Source organism: Vibrio sp. V33_P6A3T137 (genome assembly GCF_009904835.1).
Classification (GTDB): domain Bacteria; phylum Pseudomonadota; class Gammaproteobacteria; order Enterobacterales; family Vibrionaceae; genus Vibrio; species Vibrio metschnikovii.
Genome location: NZ_WXWK01000035.1, coordinates 1 through 18,503, shown reverse-complemented (window position 1 = coordinate 18,503; position 18,503 = coordinate 1). Strand labels below are relative to the sequence as shown.

Annotated in this window: 14 protein-coding genes; 8 read left to right on the top strand and 6 right to left on the bottom strand. The window is 44.7% G+C overall.

Annotated features, from left to right (window positions below; translation table 11 throughout):
- Position 1 precedes the first annotated feature (1 nt).
- The gene (gene trhP / locus CAG60_RS02670; RefSeq protein WP_158144210.1) at positions 2-1,402 is read right to left on the bottom strand and encodes a prephenate-dependent tRNA uridine(34) hydroxylase TrhP; all 1,401 of its coding nucleotides are present in this window, start codon (positions 1,400-1,402) and stop codon (positions 2-4) included.
- Between the two features lie 191 nt (positions 1,403-1,593).
- Complete coding sequence (gene rdgC, locus CAG60_RS02665; RefSeq protein ID WP_161438213.1) at positions 1,594-2,508, bottom strand: recombination-associated protein RdgC; 915 nt, start codon at positions 2,506-2,508, stop codon at positions 1,594-1,596.
- A gap of 236 nt (positions 2,509-2,744) precedes the next feature.
- Here rdgC and phoB point away from each other — a divergent pair, with 236 nt between their 5' ends.
- From phoB to CAG60_RS02650, 3 genes are read left to right on the top strand one after another with little or no spacing between them, the layout of a single operon-like run.
- Positions 2,745-3,434: a phosphate regulon transcriptional regulator PhoB gene (gene phoB, locus CAG60_RS02660; RefSeq protein WP_161425357.1), complete on the top strand. Its 690-nt coding sequence runs from the start codon at positions 2,745-2,747 to the stop codon at positions 3,432-3,434.
- A gap of 21 nt (positions 3,435-3,455) precedes the next feature.
- Positions 3,456-4,760, top strand: a complete 1,305-nt coding sequence (gene phoR / locus CAG60_RS02655; protein ID WP_161438212.1) for a phosphate regulon sensor histidine kinase PhoR — start codon at positions 3,456-3,458, stop codon at positions 4,758-4,760.
- Positions 4,761-4,777: 17 nt separating this feature from the next.
- Positions 4,778-5,704, top strand: a complete 927-nt coding sequence (locus tag CAG60_RS02650; RefSeq protein ID WP_272924703.1) for a PstS family phosphate ABC transporter substrate-binding protein — start codon at positions 4,778-4,780, stop codon at positions 5,702-5,704.
- A gap of 53 nt (positions 5,705-5,757) precedes the next feature.
- Here CAG60_RS02650 and ppx read toward each other — a convergent pair whose 3' ends face one another.
- Positions 5,758-7,287, bottom strand: a complete 1,530-nt coding sequence (ppx, locus tag CAG60_RS02645) for an exopolyphosphatase (RefSeq protein ID WP_161438210.1) — start codon at positions 7,285-7,287, stop codon at positions 5,758-5,760.
- Positions 7,271-9,373 carry a polyphosphate kinase 1 gene (ppk1, locus tag CAG60_RS02640; RefSeq protein ID WP_161438209.1) on the bottom strand — a complete coding sequence of 701 codons (2,103 nt, stop codon included), beginning with the start codon at positions 9,371-9,373 and terminating at the stop codon, positions 7,271-7,273. Before ppk1 ends, ppx begins: the two co-directional genes overlap by 17 nt.
- A gap of 471 nt (positions 9,374-9,844) precedes the next feature.
- Between ppk1 and CAG60_RS02635 the strand changes: the two genes are divergently transcribed.
- From CAG60_RS02635 to phoU, 4 genes are read left to right on the top strand one after another with little or no spacing between them, the layout of a single operon-like run.
- Complete coding sequence (locus CAG60_RS02635; protein WP_161438208.1) at positions 9,845-12,046, top strand: ABC transporter permease subunit; 2,202 nt, start codon at positions 9,845-9,847, stop codon at positions 12,044-12,046.
- Positions 12,047-12,060: 14 nt separating this feature from the next.
- Complete coding sequence (gene pstA / locus CAG60_RS02630; protein WP_443275395.1) at positions 12,061-13,710, top strand: phosphate ABC transporter permease PstA; 1,650 nt, start codon at positions 12,061-12,063, stop codon at positions 13,708-13,710.
- Positions 13,711-13,712: 2 nt separating this feature from the next.
- Positions 13,713-14,531 carry a phosphate ABC transporter ATP-binding protein PstB gene (gene pstB / locus CAG60_RS02625; RefSeq protein ID WP_004395863.1) on the top strand — a complete coding sequence of 273 codons (819 nt, stop codon included), beginning with the start codon at positions 13,713-13,715 and terminating at the stop codon, positions 14,529-14,531.
- Between the two features lie 28 nt (positions 14,532-14,559).
- Complete coding sequence (gene phoU, locus CAG60_RS02620; protein WP_040904645.1) at positions 14,560-15,258, top strand: phosphate signaling complex protein PhoU; 699 nt, start codon at positions 14,560-14,562, stop codon at positions 15,256-15,258.
- On the opposite strand, the gene CAG60_RS02615 is transcribed toward phoU, so the two are convergent.
- Both CAG60_RS02615 and CAG60_RS02610 read right to left on the bottom strand, forming a co-directional pair.
- Positions 15,255-16,007, bottom strand: a complete 753-nt coding sequence (locus tag CAG60_RS02615; protein ID WP_161438207.1) for a copper homeostasis protein CutC — start codon at positions 16,005-16,007, stop codon at positions 15,255-15,257. The two genes, phoU and CAG60_RS02615, sit on opposite strands and share 4 nt — an antisense overlap.
- Positions 16,008-16,340: 333 nt before the next feature.
- Positions 16,341-16,952, bottom strand: coding sequence for a peroxiredoxin C (locus CAG60_RS02610; protein WP_158144204.1), 612 nt, complete (start codon positions 16,950-16,952; stop codon positions 16,341-16,343).
- A 216-nt stretch (positions 16,953-17,168) separates the two neighbouring features.
- Here CAG60_RS02610 and CAG60_RS02605 point away from each other — a divergent pair, with 216 nt between their 5' ends.
- Positions 17,169-18,074: a hydrogen peroxide-inducible genes activator gene (locus CAG60_RS02605; protein WP_161438206.1), complete on the top strand. Its 906-nt coding sequence runs from the start codon at positions 17,169-17,171 to the stop codon at positions 18,072-18,074.
- The last annotated feature ends 429 nt before the right edge of the window (positions 18,075-18,503 follow it).

The following is an 18,503-nucleotide window of genomic DNA, read 5'->3' as shown; positions in this document are numbered from 1 at the left end:
ATTATTTGCCTGTTGGGTTGCGAGTATCTTGACCGGCATTGAGGTTACGCATTAATAACGCGTACTCAAGATCTAAGTCTTCAGGCATAGGAATAAACACGAAGTGACCATTACCTTTTGCATCATCAATGGCTTGCGACTTGCGGTTTTCCATCATTTCAAGAGTAAAAATGATATTGCCTTTAGGGGTCATCAACTCAAGACTGTCACCGACACAGAACTTGTTCTTCACTTCCACTTCAACTAAATCACCACGGCGTTTACCGGTAAACTCACCGACAAATTGCTGACTATCGGAGACAGAGTAACCATAGTCATAGTTTTGGTAGCTATCATGAGTATGACGACGTAGGAAACCTTCGGTATAGCCGCGATGCGCGAGGCTTTCTAAGGTGCCCATTAGGCTGTCATCAAATGGTCTGCCAGCGACGGCATCATCAATCGCTTTACGATAAACTTGAGCCGTTCGGGCGCAGTAATAGAATGACTTAGTACGACCTTCAATTTTGAGCGAGTGAACGCCCATTTTGGTTAAACGTTCAACGTGCTGAACGGCGCGTAAGTCTTTTGAGTTCATGATATAGGTACCATGTTCATCTTCAAACGCGGCCATTTTTTCTTCAGGGCGGTGGCTTTCAGACAACAGCACGACATCATCAATCGGTTTACCTAATCCTAAGGTGTTATCGGGACGCTCTGTTTGTACTTCAATCGCTTGGGCGGCGCTTGGATCGAACTGTTCGACAATTTGCCCTGACGCATCTTCTTGGCCTTTTTCAACTTTGTACTCCCAACGGCAAGCGTTGGTGCAAGTACCTTGGTTCGGGTCTCGTTTATTCATGTAGCCTGATAATAAACAGCGGCCCGAATAGGCCATGCACAGTGCGCCATGAACAAAGATCTCTAGCTCAGTCTCTGGGCATTGTTGGCGAATTTCTTCGATCTCTTCCAGTGACAGCTCGCGAGATAATATTACGCGTTCGACACCTTGGGTTGACCAAAACTTAACCGTTGCCCAGTTAACCGCATTAGCTTGTACTGACAAATGAATCGCCATCTCAGGAAACGCTTCACGTACCATCATGATCAAGCCGGGATCGGACATAATTAATGCATCCGGTCCCATGTCGATAACCGGTTTTAAATCGCGAATAAAGGTTTTTAATTTTGAGTTGTGTGGCTGAATATTACACACCACATAGAATTTTTTACCCAGTGCATGCGCTTCGTTAATGCCGATTTGCAGATTTTCGTGGTTAAACTCGTTATTACGTACGCGTAGGCTGTAACGCGGTTGGCCGGCATAAACAGCATCTGCGCCGTAAGCAAAGGCATAACGCATATTTTTTAGACTACCGGCAGGTGACAGTAGCTCAGGAACGAAAGGGGATGTTGTACTCATTATTAGCTTCTCAATCTGATTTCAAGTCAGGCCAATACCACCTCATGGTATTGGAAAGGGCGCAAATTTTACGTCAAAAGGTAAGCGGTGACCATACTCTTTTTCAGGTTATTATCCCTTGGCGTCTTGGTCTTGTCGTGGAAGGATGAAGAGAAAGGATTCAGGCTGGAGATACCAGCCTGAATAGGCCGTTAGGCGTCGTTTGACGGTAAGCCGCCTAATACATCAAATAAGTTAGGTAATAGAGCAGAAAATTCACCACACATTAACGATAAATCCGCATCGAATCGCGCCGCTTGGTCTTCTCTTGGAATATCTTCGTTTTGGTCTTTGAGCTCATCACTAAATGCCAAACGCTTTAAGCTGCAATCGTCGGCCAGAATAAAACTGATCCGCTCTTGCCAGTTGAGCGCTAACTTAGTCACCACTTTATTAGCGGCAATATGACTGATGATCTCATCACTAGTCAGCTCTTGCTTTTTACAACGGATGGTTGCGCCATCTTCTAAGGTGGATTTTAACTCTGCTTCTTCTAAGAGCGTAAAGCCTTGTGGTACGTTGCCGTCCTTGACCCATTGAGTCAATGTGGTTTCGACCGCAACTTCAGGAATTGCTGGTACAACGGGTAAGCTGCCCATGGTTTTGCGCAGCAGAGCCAGAACATCTTCGGCTTTTTTATAGCTGCTAGCATCGACCAGAATTAACCCTTCTTTAGGCATGATGAGTACGTAGGTATAATGGCTACGAGTGAAGGCTCGCGGCAGCAAATCAATCATGACTTCTTCTTTTAAGGTCTCTTTCTCTTTTTTCTTGAGTGGTCGACCTTCTTGCGTCTCAATGGTGTCGACTTTGGCATTCAAAGACTCTTTGATCACCGATGCTGGGAGCATTTTTTCTTCTTTTTTGGCGCAAATCAGTATTCGTCCATCACTAACGTGCGTCATCATATCGCCATGTTTACCAAGGGCATGCACCCAGCCAAACTTCTGTTTGTCTTGACTAGAGCAAGGGCTAAAACGAAATTCCGTTAGTTGAGTTTCCAGTTGATCCGCATTAAAGGGAATATCACGATTGACGCGATACACCATACAATTTTTAAACCACATAGTGCGCTTCTTTTGGTTGTTCACAATTCGTCTATGATAGGGGAATTGACGATTAATGTCTTATACTCTTACGACACGAAATGACGATTGGTTAGCGGAGTTTGGTCACGCTAATCACCTCGTAAACCGTACACAAGCGTGAACTTTATATGAAAATTAGTTTGCAAAGGTCACAAAAGTGTCATAATCATTTCCCATAATGCATAGCGTTGATTAATAACAAAGGTTATTCAATTATGTCTAGAAGGATTCTGGTCGTTGAGGATGAAGCACCCATTCGTGAAATGTTGTGTTTTGTGCTTGAACAAAAAGGCTATCAAGCAGTGGAAGCTGAAGATTATGATAGCGCGGTGACTAAGCTCGCTGAACCTTTCCCCGATCTTGTTCTGCTCGATTGGATGCTACCCGGCGGTAGCGGGATTAACTTTATCAAACACATGAAACGTGAAGAGTTAACACGTAACATTCCGGTTGTCATGCTGACCGCTCGGGGTGAAGAAGAAGATAAAGTTCGTGGTTTAGAAGTAGGAGCGGATGATTACATTACCAAACCGTTTTCACCGAAAGAGTTGATTGCGCGTTTAAAAGCGGTTATTCGCCGTGTTACTCCTACCTCATTAGAAGATGTCATTGACGTGCAAGGTTTAAAATTGGATCCGGTGTCTCACCGAGTGACCGCTGATGATATGGCGCTAGAGATGGGACCGACCGAGTTTAAGATGCTGCACTTTTTTATGACTCACCAAGAGCGCGTATACAGTCGAGAGCAACTGCTGAATAACATCTGGGGCACCAATGTCTATGTTGAAGATCGTACGGTGGATGTGCACATTCGCCGCTTGCGTAAAGCTCTAGAAGAAGCCGGACATGATAAGCTTATCCAAACCGTGCGTGGCGCTGGCTACCGGTTTTCAACCAAAGCTTAAGTAAGCCTATTGTGGAGTATTATGGTTGAACGATTAACTTGGAAAAAGCTGGCCTGGGAGCTGGCTTTTTTTTACCTTCCCTGGCTGATTGTTGGCTGGGTATTTGGGCATATGCCTTGGTTGCTGTTAGCGGCAACGGCATTACAGCTGGTTTGGCATTTGCATAATCAAGTGCGATTTTCGGCTTGGTTGTGGGATGAAAAGCGCTTAACACCCCCTTCTGGTTCAGGGAATTGGGAGTCGCTGTTTAATGGTATTTATCGTTTGCAGCAGCGGCAACGCAAAAAGCGCAAAGAGCTCACCAATTTAATTCGCCGTTTTCGTAATGGTGCAGAATCGTTACCTGATGCGGTGGTGGTGTTTCGCGCGGAAGGCAATATTGTGTGGTGCAACCGCTTAGCGCAGTATTTGTTGGGATTTCGTTGGCCCGATGATGCTGGACAACCGATTTCCAATTTGATCCGCACGCCAGGTTTTATCAATTATCTGCAGAAAAATGATTTTTCAGAACCGTTGACCATGCACTCGCCATTGAATGTTGAGCGATCTTTAGAGCTACGTATCGTGCCGTATACCGAAGGTGAACATTTAATGGTCGTACGTGATGTGACTCAGGTGAAGCAGCTTGAAGGCATGAGACGAAACTTTTTTGCTAATGTATCGCATGAGTTACGCACGCCAATGACGGTACTGCAAGGTTACTTAGAAATGACGGAAGACCCAGAGCTGCTACTCGGTCCAATGTGGCCGAAAGCCCACGGAGTGATGACCGAGCAGTTGAATCGGATGTCGAGTTTAGTTAATCAATTGCTCACCTTATCGAAAATTGAGGCTTCGCCCATTCATGAGTTGGATGAAGAAGTTGATGTCCCAGCGATGCTTGAGGTGTTAGAAAAAGAAGCGTTAAGTTTAAGTGGTGAACAGGCTCATCAGATTCGTTTTACTGTTGATAAACAGCTTAAAGTCTTAGCCGATGAAGACCAACTGCGTAGCGCTATTTCTAATTTAGTTTATAACGCCGTGAAATATACCCCAGCGGGCGCAGAGATTCAGGTTCGCTGGCAAAATACTGAACAAGGGGCGTTGTTTGAAGTGGAAGACCGTGGTGAAGGGATTGCGGCTCAGCATTTGCATCGCTTAACCGAGCGTTTTTATCGAGTGGATAAAGCGCGATCACGCGATACCGGTGGTAGTGGTCTGGGGTTGGCGATTGTCAAACATGCGCTTTCCCATCACGATAGCCATTTAGATATTCGCAGTGAGGTTGGCGTTGGGAGCTGTTTCTCGTTTGTGTTACCGAAACGTTTGGTGGTGAAATGCAATTAAGACGTTGGTTGGTGGTGATGATGGCGAGTTTTCCGTTCAGCTCAGGAGCTTCGCAATCACTCGCCGATTATCATCGCGTACCGGGTATATCGGGGAGTGTCCTTTCTGTGGGCTCGGATACTCTCGCCGGGCTGACAACACTTTGGGCAGAAGCGTTTAATGAGCTGTATCCTAATGTTAATGCTCAAGTACAAGCATCAGGCTCATCGACTGCACCTCCAGCTTTAACGGAAGAAACTGCGCAATTTGGACCGATGAGTCGACCTATGCGTCTACGAGAGATTGAAGCGTTTGAACGCACCCATGGCTACAAGCCGACTGAGTTACGGATTGCGATTGATGCGATTGGTGTGTTTGCTCATCGAGATAATCCCATCGAGGGGTTAAATTTTACCGAGCTCGATCAGATTTTTTCAGTAACGTTACGTTGCGGGGCCACAGAATCGATCAACCGTTGGTCACAATTAGGTCTAGATTACTCGTGGGCACAGCGACGCATGCAGTTGTTTGGACGTAATTCGGTATCGGGAACGTACGGCTATTTTAAGCAAACCGCGTTGTGTGGCGGTGATTTTAAAGCCCATGTCAATCAACAGCCGGGTTCAGCCTCTGTGGTGCAGTCGGTTGCTTCATCGATTAATGCATTAGGCTATTCTGGGGTAGGCTATCGTGTTTCTGGAGTGAAACTGGTCCCGATTGCTCGCCAAGGACGAGATTACGTTTATCCCTCACACGATAATATTTTGTCTGGTGAATACCCTTTATCTCGTTATCTGTATTTGTACGTTAACAAACACCCAGGGCGGCCATTAATGCCGCTGGAAAGAGAATTTGTGCGTTTTATCTTTTCTAAGCAGGGACAAGATCTGGTTAGCAAAGAAGGTTACTTAGCCATTTCTGCTGAGGTCGCGCAGCAAGAATTGGCCAAAGTGGGGATTAAGTGATCCGTGTTTACCGCGCATGCCAGCAGTTAAATCTAGGCTTTGACCCACTTTATTTAAAACGTTAACGTCCAACCAACTTTATGCCAATAGGCTTGTTCACTGAGTAAATCGATGTGCAGCAGTTTGTTGTTTTCAAGCCAAGCCGGATCATTGCATGTTAATTGCCACCGATCTTCTTTGGCACTTAAGCGAATCTCGGGAAGTGGATCATCATTGCGCTGTCCATTTAGGACAATCGCTAACCGTAACACGCGGATAAGGCCGATGATGTGTTTTTTCTTATAGAGATAGAAATCGCTCATTTCACCAAGCTTAAGAGCTTTACGTTGAAAGCGAACCAGCGTGGCGAGCACCCTTTGTTGTTCACTGTTAAACCCTGGCATATTGGTGTGCTGTAAGATGTAAGCGGAGTGACGATGAAAGGCTTGTAAGCTGATGCTAAGGCCAACTTCGTGGAGTAGCGCAGCCCATTCTAGTAGCGCAAATAAATCACTGTTGGCTTTGAGTCCTAATTCGTCATTAACTTGACTCAAAAACTCTTTAGCGTAGCCCTTAACTTTTGCCGCGTGCTCTAAATCAACGAAGTGTTTGACCGCTAAGTTTTCTGTCGTGCGTAAACGGACATCGTCGTACTTGAACCTATCTTCCATTTCATACAGTAAGCCTTCGCGCAATGCGCCATCGGAAAAATGCATTTGCTTGATCTTTAATGCATTAAAGACACCGGTTAAGATGGCGACTCCGGCAGGAAAGACCGGTTTACGATCATCAGTCAGTCCGGTTAATTGAATATCCGCAATTTGATTAGACTCACACAGCTTATCGACTAATTTATGTAGCCGTTCTTGGGTGATCACGCCATCGTCGTAGCCTAAGCCAATCAATACTTCATGGATAGCTTTGACGGTACCGGATGAGCCAAACGCACGCTGCCAGCCTTTTTTACGATATTTACTGGCCATGGACTCGAGTTTTTGTTCCGCCGATAAAATCGCTTGAGCAAACTTTTTCTTGGACAGTTTATCATTGGTAAAAAAGCGTTCAGTGTAACTGACACAGCCCATCTGTTTGCTGTTAACCAATTCAGCTTCAAAGCCTTTACCGATGATCAGCTCCGTACTTCCACCGCCAATATCGACGACCAGCATAGAGTCTGCTTGCGGTTGAGTATGAGCTACACCAAGATAAATCAATCGCGCCTCTTCACTGCCAGGAATAATTTCGATAGGAAAAGGCATCACCTCTAACGCTCGTTGTAAGAAAAGGTGAGCGTTATTAGCTTGACGTAAGGTGTGGGTGGCGGCAATGCGGACATTCTCGACTTTGAATCCTTGGAGCCGCTCGGCAAACATGGCTAAACAGGCTAACCCTCGCTCAATGGAGGCGTGATCCAGGTTTTTTTGTTCATCTAAGCCTAATGCCAAATGCACCCGTTGTTTATGGCGGCTGATCAGTTGTAAATCTTGTTCAACGACTTTTGCGACCACCATATGGAAGCTATTTGAGCCAAGATCAATCGCCGCGATTTCTCGGCTGGTCGATTCGCTACTGTCTGGAGAAGTGATCTCAGAGTGGGTTTTCATGTGGCTCAAGGTTTCCTTTGGGTTTGCGTGTTTCTTTTTCTATTCGTTTAAGGTAGTCGTAAATAGCCAATTGTGAACGTATTTTTTTCCGATTGCCGCGTTTGACGTAACGGTTACTCATCTCTTTATCGATAACTCGAGCTTTGACGGTATCGGTAAACTGGAGATTAATGATATCGATGATCCGTTGTTTTAAACGTGGGCTACGAATGGGTGTGGTTACTTCAATCCGATGATCGAGGTTACGTGTCATCCAGTCAGCCGAAGAGATATAGACTAAAGGGTCGCCATCGTTATGGGTGATCAGTACTCGTGGATGCTCTAAGAAACGATCAACAATACTAATAATACTAATGTTATCACTGACTCCTGCAACACCGGGAACTAATGAACACATACCGCGAATGATCATTTTTATTTTAACGCCCGCACTGCTCGCACCATAGAGTTTATTGATCAATCCTTTATCAACCAAATTATTCACTTTAACTATGATTTCAGCCTTCTTACCGTTACGGGCATTGGCAATTTCACTATCAATCAATCGATACAACTGGGTACGGCTATTTCGCGGTGAAACCAGTAAGTGAGTAAATTTAATCGGGCGAAATGGATTTTCAATATACGCAAACACACTACGCACTTCATTGGTGAGTTCATGATCGGCGGTGAGTAAAGAAAAGTCAGTATAAATCCGTGCGGTTTTTTCATGGAAATTCCCGGTACCAATATGTGCATAGCGCACTAATTCACTCTCTTCTCGACGAGTAATCAACAGTAACTTGGCATGAATTTTCATTCCTGGGATACCAAAAATCACGTCAACGCCCGCTTCAGTGAGGATCCGGGACCATTCGATATTGGCTTCTTCATCAAAACGCGCTTGCAGCTCGACGACCACGACGACACGTTTACCGTTATGCACAGCATCGATCAACGAATTCATCAATTTAGAGTTTTTAGCTACCCGATAAATGTTGATTTTAATGCTGATCACTTTGGGATCAAACGAGGCTTGGCGCACTAACTCGGTGATATGCTCAAAGCGATGGTAAGGGTAGTGGAGCAAGATGTCTTGGCTACGAATGGCATCAAAGGCGTTTAAGTAACCATCGAAATCAGCACATTTGAGAGGTGGTAATGTACGGTTTTCTAAGTAATCGCGCCCAACATTGGGAAACGCGATAAAGTCTTTAAAGTTGTGATAACGACCACCGGGAAGCAGACTATCATAATAAGAAATTTTGAGTTTTTCACATAAAAACGTCAGCATGGCTTCAGGCATATCATGTTCGTAGATAAAACGCACGGGCATCGCGGTCAGTCGCTGACTTAAGCCTTCTGATAATTGTTCGAGTAAACTGTACTCAACTTCGCGGCGTAAATCGTACTCTGCATCTCGAGTCATTTTTATTGCGTAGCCGTGAAGCGTGTCGTAATCAAAAAAGCCACGGAAAATATCATCTAAACAGTAACGAATAATATTATCGAGCAAAATAATGGTCTTGCGTCCTTTGCCTTTTTGCTCAGGTAACATGACAAAGCGAGGTAAGTGATCGGTTGGGATCTCGAGCAGGGCATAGCTTGATTGCTGGTCTTTTTTAAGCTCAACGGCAATGTAAGCGTACTCATCTTTAAGAAATTGCAATACATCAATATCATCACGCAGCAATAGCGGAGTAATATGGGGTAACACCTCTTTATGAAAATATTTACTGATCCACTTTTGCTGTAAGGGATCGAGTTGGGTCTCATTGACTAAAAAAATCCGCCGCCGGGCCATTTCGACAATCAATTCACTGTATAGACGATCAAAATCTTGGTTCAGTTTAAACGCTTTGCTCTGCATTTTACTCAGTAGATGCTTGGAGCTATCTTTTACGCCTTGTTCACGGTTGATTAAAATTCGCCGTTTGACATCGGCAAAACGGACTTTATAGAATTCATCTAAGTTATTAGAAAAAATACCTAAAAAACGAATTCTTTCAATCAATGGTACCGTTTTATCTGCCGCTTCTTGCAACACACGCTCATTAAACGAAAGCCAACTTAATTCTTTGTCGATGTACAACTTTTCGGTACTCATGGATTCCTTTCTTTTGCTTAAGCTCGAAAACCTTGACGAGATGATGCGTCGGTTTCCGCCATGCTTATCTGTTGCCTAGTTTATAATTTACGTCATCTCAATCACATCGTTTATCTATACTCATGGCGACGGACTGCCGTCTATCTGACGATCGACGTTATTTGTAGATAAGCCAGTCGCAATGATCATTGTGCAAACTAAAGCGATGATATGACATAATTATTACAAATTGAGTTGATATAGAGTGGTTTTGTTTTCAGTTGCTTATCTGCGCTGTAATATAACCGTCACGTATTTGAAATAGTATACCCTGTAGCACCATAAAGTATGAAACGCTTCACATAGTTAAGCGGCTGGTTATTCTGATGCGCTTCTTGCGCTCGCGATCTTATTCTTACTCTCCGTGCTGTTGGTCACTACCGCTTTCTAAGCTCGGCCGCCCCCTTAAGATAACAAGGATAGAGTGAATTGATGCCCCACAGTGAATTTTCATTACAGCAACGAGATCATAAACGACGCTTGAAAGATCGTTGCGTTCGCTTTGCGGTAACCTGTGGTGGGGTTGGAGTCTTAGCGGCTCTGATTTTAATTTTTGTTTATTTGGCGTTGGTCACCCTACCACTTTTTGCAGATGCCAAGCTTGATGCCAACTTTGCTAAACAGCCGATTTCTTCTGTGCAGCCTCAGGTACTGGCGATGGATGATTATGGTGAGCATCTGTTCGTGGTCGATCAATATGGTGAAGCGGAATTTTGGGCGCTAAAGCAACCGAGTGATAAGCCGTTATGGCGACAGCCTTTGTCTTTTGTTCCTGTTAAAATAGAAGCCAGTACGACACAAGACGGGTGGTATGCGGTTTTGGATGCTGCGCATCAGGTGCATCTTTTTCGTCCTCGGTTTGATTATTCAATAACTCAACAGCGACGAGAGTTTACCCCTGTGCTGGAGTCATTAAGCACCGAATCTACGCTGGTTGCAGCACCAGAGGAAGCGGTGATTGAGCAGTTCAACTTTGCGCTAACGGCTGACTATCTTTATACGGTCAGTTATTTGGCTGACCAACGGGTGATGATTCGTTGGCTGGCGCGACAAGCGCCTTTAGCCATGGCAGAAACGGTATTACCTACTCGGTACGCGCAACTGGATCAACTGCTTATTACTCCAGATGGCCAGACGATTTACTTACGTACCGGCTCGCAATTGGCGGTTATTCAGCGTGATGGTGAAGCGTATCGTCTGCGTGAACAAGTGGATCTTAGTCGCGGCCAGCCGCAGCGCTTAGTGACGAATATGACCTTGTTATCCGGTGCTTATTCTTTGCTGGTGACCTACGAAAATGGTGTTGTTAGCCAATGGTTTGATGTTTTACAGCAAGGCCAACGCCAGTTGCAGTCGATTCGTGATTTTCAGCTGGCACCGTCTATTCAGCTTTTGCTCACGGATACTCAGCGTAAAGGTTTTTATACTTTTTATCCTAATGGCACGCTACAAAGTCATTATACCACCAGTGAAAAGCTGGTGTTGTTTGAGCGGGTTTTTCCTAAAGCGCCGACGTTAGCGGTGATGTCGAATAACGAGCGTTATATTGCCACTTGGGACGATGGAATCGTTCAGGTCATTGAATTGGATAATCCTCACCCTGAGATTTCCTTTTCGGCACTATGGAAAAAAGTCTGGTATGAAGGCTATCCAGAGCCGCAGTTTGTGTGGCAGTCAACCGCGGCGAATGAGCAGTTTGAACCTAAATTAAGTTTAGTGCCGATTGCGTTTGGTACATTGAAAGCGGCTTTCTATGCCATGCTATTTGCCGTGCCGATAGCGGTGTTTGCCGCTATTTATACCGCTTATTTTATGAAACCCGCGATGCGTCGAGTGGTGAAGCCGACCATTGAATTGATGGAGGCGCTTCCGACGGTGATCATTGGCTTTCTCGCTGGGCTATGGTTTGCGCCTATCGTAGAAAACAATTTAGCAGCGGTAGTCACACTTTTAATCGGTTTACCCATCTCGACGTTAATCATTGGTGTTATCTGGTCTTGGTTACCTAAACGTTATTTGGGGTATGACATTTCCGGTTGGCAAGCACTGATCTTAGTGCCATTAATGATCGTTATCATGGCATTGACGCTCTCTTTTAGTCATCTCATCGAACAAGTCTTGTTTGCCGGAGATGTACTGCTCTTTTTGGATCAAAGAGGCATTGGTTTTGATCAGCGTAATGCGTTAATTGTGGGGATTGCGATGGGATTTGCCGTGATCCCAACGATTTTTACCATTGCTGAAGATGCGATTTTCTCGGTTCCGAAGCATTTATCGGATGGTTCATTGGCTCTTGGGGCGACTGGATGGCAAACCTTAACCCATGTAGTGTTATTGACCGCCAGCCCAGGAATTTTTTCGGCAATCATGATGGGGTTGGGGCGAGCCGTTGGCGAAACCATGATCGTACTGATGGCAACAGGGAATACGCCTATTCTCGATTGGAATATTTTACAAGGCATGCGCACCATTTCAGCGAATATTGCGATTGAACTACCTGAGTCTGCGGTGGGGAGCTCTCATTATCGAGTGCTGTTTTTAGCGGCGTTATTGTTGTTTGTCTTTACTTTTATCGTTAACTCCTTTGCCGAGTGGGTGCGTCAGCGCTTACGCGCCAAATATCGTTCATTATAATCGGGAGCACGTAAATGAAACTGACCCAGCAATTTCAATCTGGCTCTCCTTGGATTTGGCTGACGGCTGGCGCCGTTAGCATCAGTTTGATCTCAGTATTAGGCTTATTGTTATTAATTGGCTGGAAAGGATTAATTTATTTTTGGCCAGCGCCGCTCTATCAATGGCAAACTGAAGATGGTCATACTTTAGTTGGGCAGCTCTATGCTCGAGAAAAGGTGACGGTCAATCATCTTCTTGAGATGGGAATAAGCCTACCTGAAGACGCGATTGCGCAAGGCCACGTGCAACGATTAAACATTAAGGTGGCTAATCGAGACATTTATCAGGCTGATTTTTTGTCGATTCTTGATATTAAATTGTCACCGGCGACCCTTGCTCATGGTTGGGTCGTCTTGCAACGAACCCATGACGGGCAGTTTTATGGTAAGCCGATTGGTTTTGAATCGACACTCATCAGTCAAGAGCAGCCTTTAAGTCCCTCTCAGTGGTTAGCAACCGTTTTTGGGCAGACTCAGCAGATAAGAGCGGAGATCGAGCAGCAAGTTCGACCGCGCATTCGTGAACTGGCTCATCAGTTAACGACGCTTCGTCTCTCAGATCTCAGTTCTTTAAAACAAACCCCTAACCAGCGTACAGAGCGCCAGCAAAAAGAGCAGCAATGGGTGAGTGAGCTGGCCGAAGCTGAGCAACGATTAGAAAGCTTAAGGGCAATATTGGATGATCAGCGACTCTTATTGCAAGATATGGCTGGTGATACGATTGGTATCCCAATGAGTCAGGTGCTCGATTATTGGTATCCCAATGAAATGACCCATGCCGAGAAAGTGATTCGCTGGCTGAAGCATTTGTGGGATTTTTTATCCGACTCGCCTCGCGACTCGAATTCTGAAGGTGGGGTCTTTCCCGCCATTTTTGGCACCGTATTATTGGTATTGATCATGTCGGTGATTGTGATGCCACTGGGTGTTATTGCTGCGGTTTACCTTCATGAATATGCCAAAGACAATGCTTTTACGCGTTTAATTCGTGTCGCGGTGATCAACCTAGCGGGTGTGCCATCGATTGTTTATGGGGTATTTGGACTGGGCTTTTTTGTGTATACGATTGGCGCAAGTATTGATAATGTGTTTTATGCCGATAGTTTACCAGCCCCCACCTTTGGTACGCCGGGATTATTGTGGGCGGCATTAACGTTAGCGGTGCTTACTTTACCAGTCGTGATCGTCACCACCGAAGAGGGGTTAACACGCATTCCGCCATCAGTGCGTTATGGTTCATTAGCCTTAGGAGCAACGCAGTTTGAAACCATTTGGCGGATAGTGATGCCGATGGCCAGTCCAGCGATGATTACTGGGCTGATTCTTGCGATTGCTCGCGCCGCTGGCGAAGTGGCTCCTTTGATGTTAGTCGGTGCGGTTAAGCTAGCCTCGAATTTACCTGTCGATAGCGAGTTTCCTTTTGTACATCTAGAGCGCAAGTTTATGCATTTGGGATTTCACATTTACGATGTTGGTTTTCAAACCACCAATATTGAAGCTGCTCGCCCCTTAGTGTATGCCACGGCCTTTTTGCTGGTGACTGTGGTCGTGATGTTGAACTTAACCGCCATTCATATTCGCAATAACTTGCGTGAAAAATACCGAACCTTAGGACAAGATTAAATATGTTTTCTGTTGAGCAAACATTAGGTTATCAGCCTCCCTTAGATGTTCATCATTTAACGGATCAGCAAACCGCGATTACTATTGAAGAACTCAGTTTGTATTACCAACAGACTCGTGCTTTAAATGGAATTTCGATGCGTATTCCCAAAGGGCAGGTGACGGCATTTATTGGTCCTTCAGGTTGTGGTAAGTCGACGTTATTACGCTGTATTAATCGAATGAACGATTTAGTCGATGGTTGTCGAGTTGAAGGTGCCGTGAAATTGCATGGTAAAAATGTCTATGACAGTGATGTCGATGTGCCGACGTTGCGACGCCGAGTCGGGATGGTCTTTCAGCGCCCCAATCCTTTTCCTAAATCCATTTATGAGAATGTGGTCTATGGTCTACGCTTACAAGGTATAAAAAACAGTCGGACACTCGATGACGCGGCAGAGTATTCATTACGAGCGGCGGCCTTGTGGGATGAGGTAAAACATCGTTTGCACGAAAATGCATTTGGATTATCCGGTGGACAGCAGCAACGCTTGGTTATTGCGAGAGCGATAGCGATTGAACCCGAGGTATTGTTGTTGGATGAACCTACCTCTGCGTTGGACCCTATTTCAACCTTAACCATTGAAGAATTGATTCATGAGTTAAAAAAACAATATACCGTGGTGATAGTGACGCACAATATGCAGCAAGCGGCGCGAGTCAGTGACCATACGGCTTTTATTCATATGGGAAAGTTGATCGAATATGCAGATACAGATTCTATTTTTACTTCTCCATTGAAAAAACAGACCGAAGACTACATTACTGGTCGATATGGCTAATCAAATAGCAAAAAAATAGGATGGCATGATGCAGTTAGGCCGACATATTTCAGGACAATTTAATGTCGAACTTGAATCGATTCGAACCCATGTACTGACCATGGGAGGGTTGGTGGAACAGCAACTCTCTTTGGCGATGCAGGCGCTGCACAAAGAAGATATCGAGCTAGCACGCAAAGTGGTTCGAGATGACCATCAAGTCAATGAAATGGAAGTGTCAATCGATGAAGCGTGCACGCGAATCATCGCTAAGCGCCAGCCGACGGCCAAAGATTTGCGTTTGATTATGGCCATCATTAAAACCATTACCGATTTAGAACGCATTGGTGACGTCGCGACTAAAATGGCCTATATCGCAATAGAAAGCCCTGCCGATAAAGAACGTCGCTTTCAAGTCTCATTAGAGCCACTCTGCCGTCAAGCCATCGCCATGCTGCATCAAGTCTTAGATGCTTTTGCTCGCATGGATGTGGTCGCGGCGGCGGCGTTGCATAAACAAGATGATAAATTAGACCAAGAATACGAAGCGGTGATCCGTCAGTTAATGACCTATATGATGGAAGACCCGAAAAATATACCGCACATTTTGCAAGTGATGTGGTCGGCTCGTGCTATTGAACGGGTCGGTGATCGCTGCCAAAATATTTGTGAATACATTATTTACTTTGTAAAAGGTAAAGATGTTCGTCACTTAGGCAAACAATCGATAGACGATGCGTTGCGCTAAACCAAGCCCCTCAATTGTTCAGCGACTTGAGCAATCGCGGTTGGATTCGTTACCGGGATCATAAAATCATCCACGTCCGCTTGGCCCATTTTTGCGGCAGCGGATTTGAGCTGCATGTGACTGGGCCGTACGCTTTTACCTGATAAGTGGACTTCCTGTACGCCAGTTTGTTGAATAATCCGCGTCACATTATTCGCGGTTAATCCTGCGCCTGCCATAATGCGAATTCTGCCTTTGGCAAGGGAGACCATGTCTGCCAATGTAGAGATACCTTGTTCTACTTGAGGCGCTTGCCCTGAGGTAAGTACTCGCTCACATCCTAAATTAATTAAGAGTTCAAGCGCCTGACGAAAATCCCGACATTGATCAATTGCTCGATGGAACGTCACACCTAAACCATGTTGCTGAGCACGGGTAACCAGTTGTTTGACCTGTGATTCGTCTATCTCCCCCTGTGCGGTTAAGGCCCCAATGACGACACCTTGGAGCTTAGCTTCGGCTGCAGCATCAATGTCATCTAACATCATGGCGATGTCATCGTGGTCATACAAAAAATCGCCTTGGCGTGGGCGTATCATGGCATACACCGGAATAGTCGATAGACGAGCACTTTGCTTCATCATGCCATAGCTGGGGGTTAGCCCTCCTAACGCTAACGCTGAGCAAAGTTCGATACGCGTCGCGCCTCCTTGAATGGCATAATGCAGCGATTCGATATTATCAATGCAGACTTCAAGTTCATAATTCATGATGATCTCTCACTTAAACGGTTTGAGTTGTTGATGCTGATTTTATCAGTCTGCCGCGATAGCGTCTGTTAACCTAAGGTCTGAAATAGAGGTAAAGTTAAGCTTTTTACCTTTCCTTAAATAGTGTGAGTGAGTGATTTAGAGTGCTTAGGAATTGGCGTTTATTGAGGATGACATGAATGAAAAAAGCCCAAAACCAGTGGCTTTGGGCTTTGATGACTTTACTTATAACTGATTGGCTTATGCGTTAAACGCTTTTTATTGTGTCCAACCTTTATCCGTGTGGCTCGAGTTGAGCGCGAGCCATTAATAGGCCGGTAGTGGCCTATTAACTTATTTCTTACCTAGATCACCAGCATGCTCAGATAGGAATGCAGCTACGCCTTCACTAGAGGCTTTCATGCCAGCTTTACCTTCTTCCCATTGCGCAGGGCAAACTTCACCGTGCTTTTGGTGGAAGTTAAGTGCATCTACCATACGTAGCATTTCATCAATGTTACGACCAAGAGGTAGATCGTTAACCACTTGGTGACGAACTAGGCCTTCTTCATCAATCAGGAATGAACCACGGAATGCAACACCCGCTTCTGGATGCTCGACATCGTAAGCTTTAACGATTTCGTGTTTGATATCTGCAACCAATGGGTATTTAACTTGGCCGATACCGCCGTTTTCTACCGGAGTATTACGCCATGCGTTGTGTGAGAATTGTGAATCGATAGAAATACCGATCACTTCAACGCCTTTAGCTTGGAAATCTTCAAAACGCTTGTCAAAAGCGATAAGCTCTGAAGGACAAACGAAAGTGAAATCAAGAGGGTAGAAGAAAACAACGGCTTTCTTACCTTTTGTAAACTGTGCAAAGTTGAAGTTTTCAACGATTTCACCGTTACCAAGAACAGCTGCAGCAGTAAAATCAGGGGCTTGACGACCTACGAGTACCATTTTTTTGCTCCTAAGATGATGGTTAATGCTTGATAAAATAGCATGTTTTATCAAGTCCATTTAAACGAGACAAACTATAGTACACCATGTAGCATAGAAAAAAGCGAATTAAATAGATTAAGTTAATCGAAAAAAGCGATAAGAATTGGTAGCTGAATTTACTCGGTACGAGAAATCGCGCTTTAAGCTATTTGAGTGGAGAATAAAGAGAATACGATGAATAAATGGCCAAGCTTAAAGCAGCTACATTATTTAATTACGTTATATGAAACACGACATTTTAGTGAAGCGGCTGAACGCTGTTTTGTTAGCCAATCGACACTGAGTAAAGGCATTCAAAATTTGCAGACTCTGATTGGTTGCCCTTTGTATGAGAAATCGGACAAAAAAAGCCCGTTGGTTTTTACTTATGCCGGAGAACAAGTGGTAAGGGGAGGGCGTGAATTACTGGCGAAAGGTAAAGATCTACTGGAGTTAGGTCAGCAGTGTCAAAATGGGCCAATGGAAGGACAGCTTAAACTAGGCTGCATTCCGACGATCGCGCCTTTTTTATTGTGTGATTTGGTGCAAGAGCTTAACCAACGTTATCCTAAGTTACACTTATTATTACGCGAAGATACGACCGCTAATCTATTAAACGCCTTACGAGTCGGAGAGCTCGATGTATTAATTCTCGCCTTACCGATGGACATCGGTCAGATGATGAGTCGAATCGTTGGTCGAGATCCTTTTAGGATGGTGATTAGCCGTCAGCAGGCGGACCGTATTCGAGTACCTATCACTTATGATGAACTGCCTAATGAATCGGTATTTTTATTAGAGCATGAGCACTGCTTAACTGAACATGCGGTATCTGCCTGTAAGTTAACCGATAAAGAAAAAATCAATCCTTTTATGGCAACCAGTTTACATACCTTAGTACAAATGGTGGCCAACGGATTAGGTATGACCTTTATTCCGCAAATGGCGATTGAACATGGTCTGTTAGACAATCAAAACTTAGTGATTATTGATCCTCCCGGTCAGCAGGCTTATCGAGAAATTGGTGTGGTATGGCGTCCCGGTTCATCTCGCCAGCCAACTTTTGAACAGCTTGCCGAAGTCGTGGCACAGCTATTATAACGCCCTCTCAGGACAAAATAAGGGAGGGACGATGGCAGCGATACACTCTTCGTTTTGGAAGTTGCTGTGATATTAGCGACGTTTGTTTACTCTAACTCCATCATTTATCTATGTTCATGGAGCCAGTGAGAGCGAGTTTTGGCTCTCATTGGCATTGGTGACGTTTTTTCCAGATAAATTTGCCAGTGGCTTGCTTGCTAGCGGTTAATAGCGCCAAGTCGTTTGGAGAGCATAATGATGTTAAGCCGTTTGGCTGTTCTGTATATTTGCGGTTTTTCTAGTTTTATTTGCCATTTTTTATTAATTAAACAGAGTTTAACTCTGCTAGTGAATCTTTTTTTGTCAAATTTTACAGCCATGAAGTTTTGAAGCTTTCATAAAATAGTAAAACTTCACATGTTAATTTTACATCTTTTCCTCATTCCATTG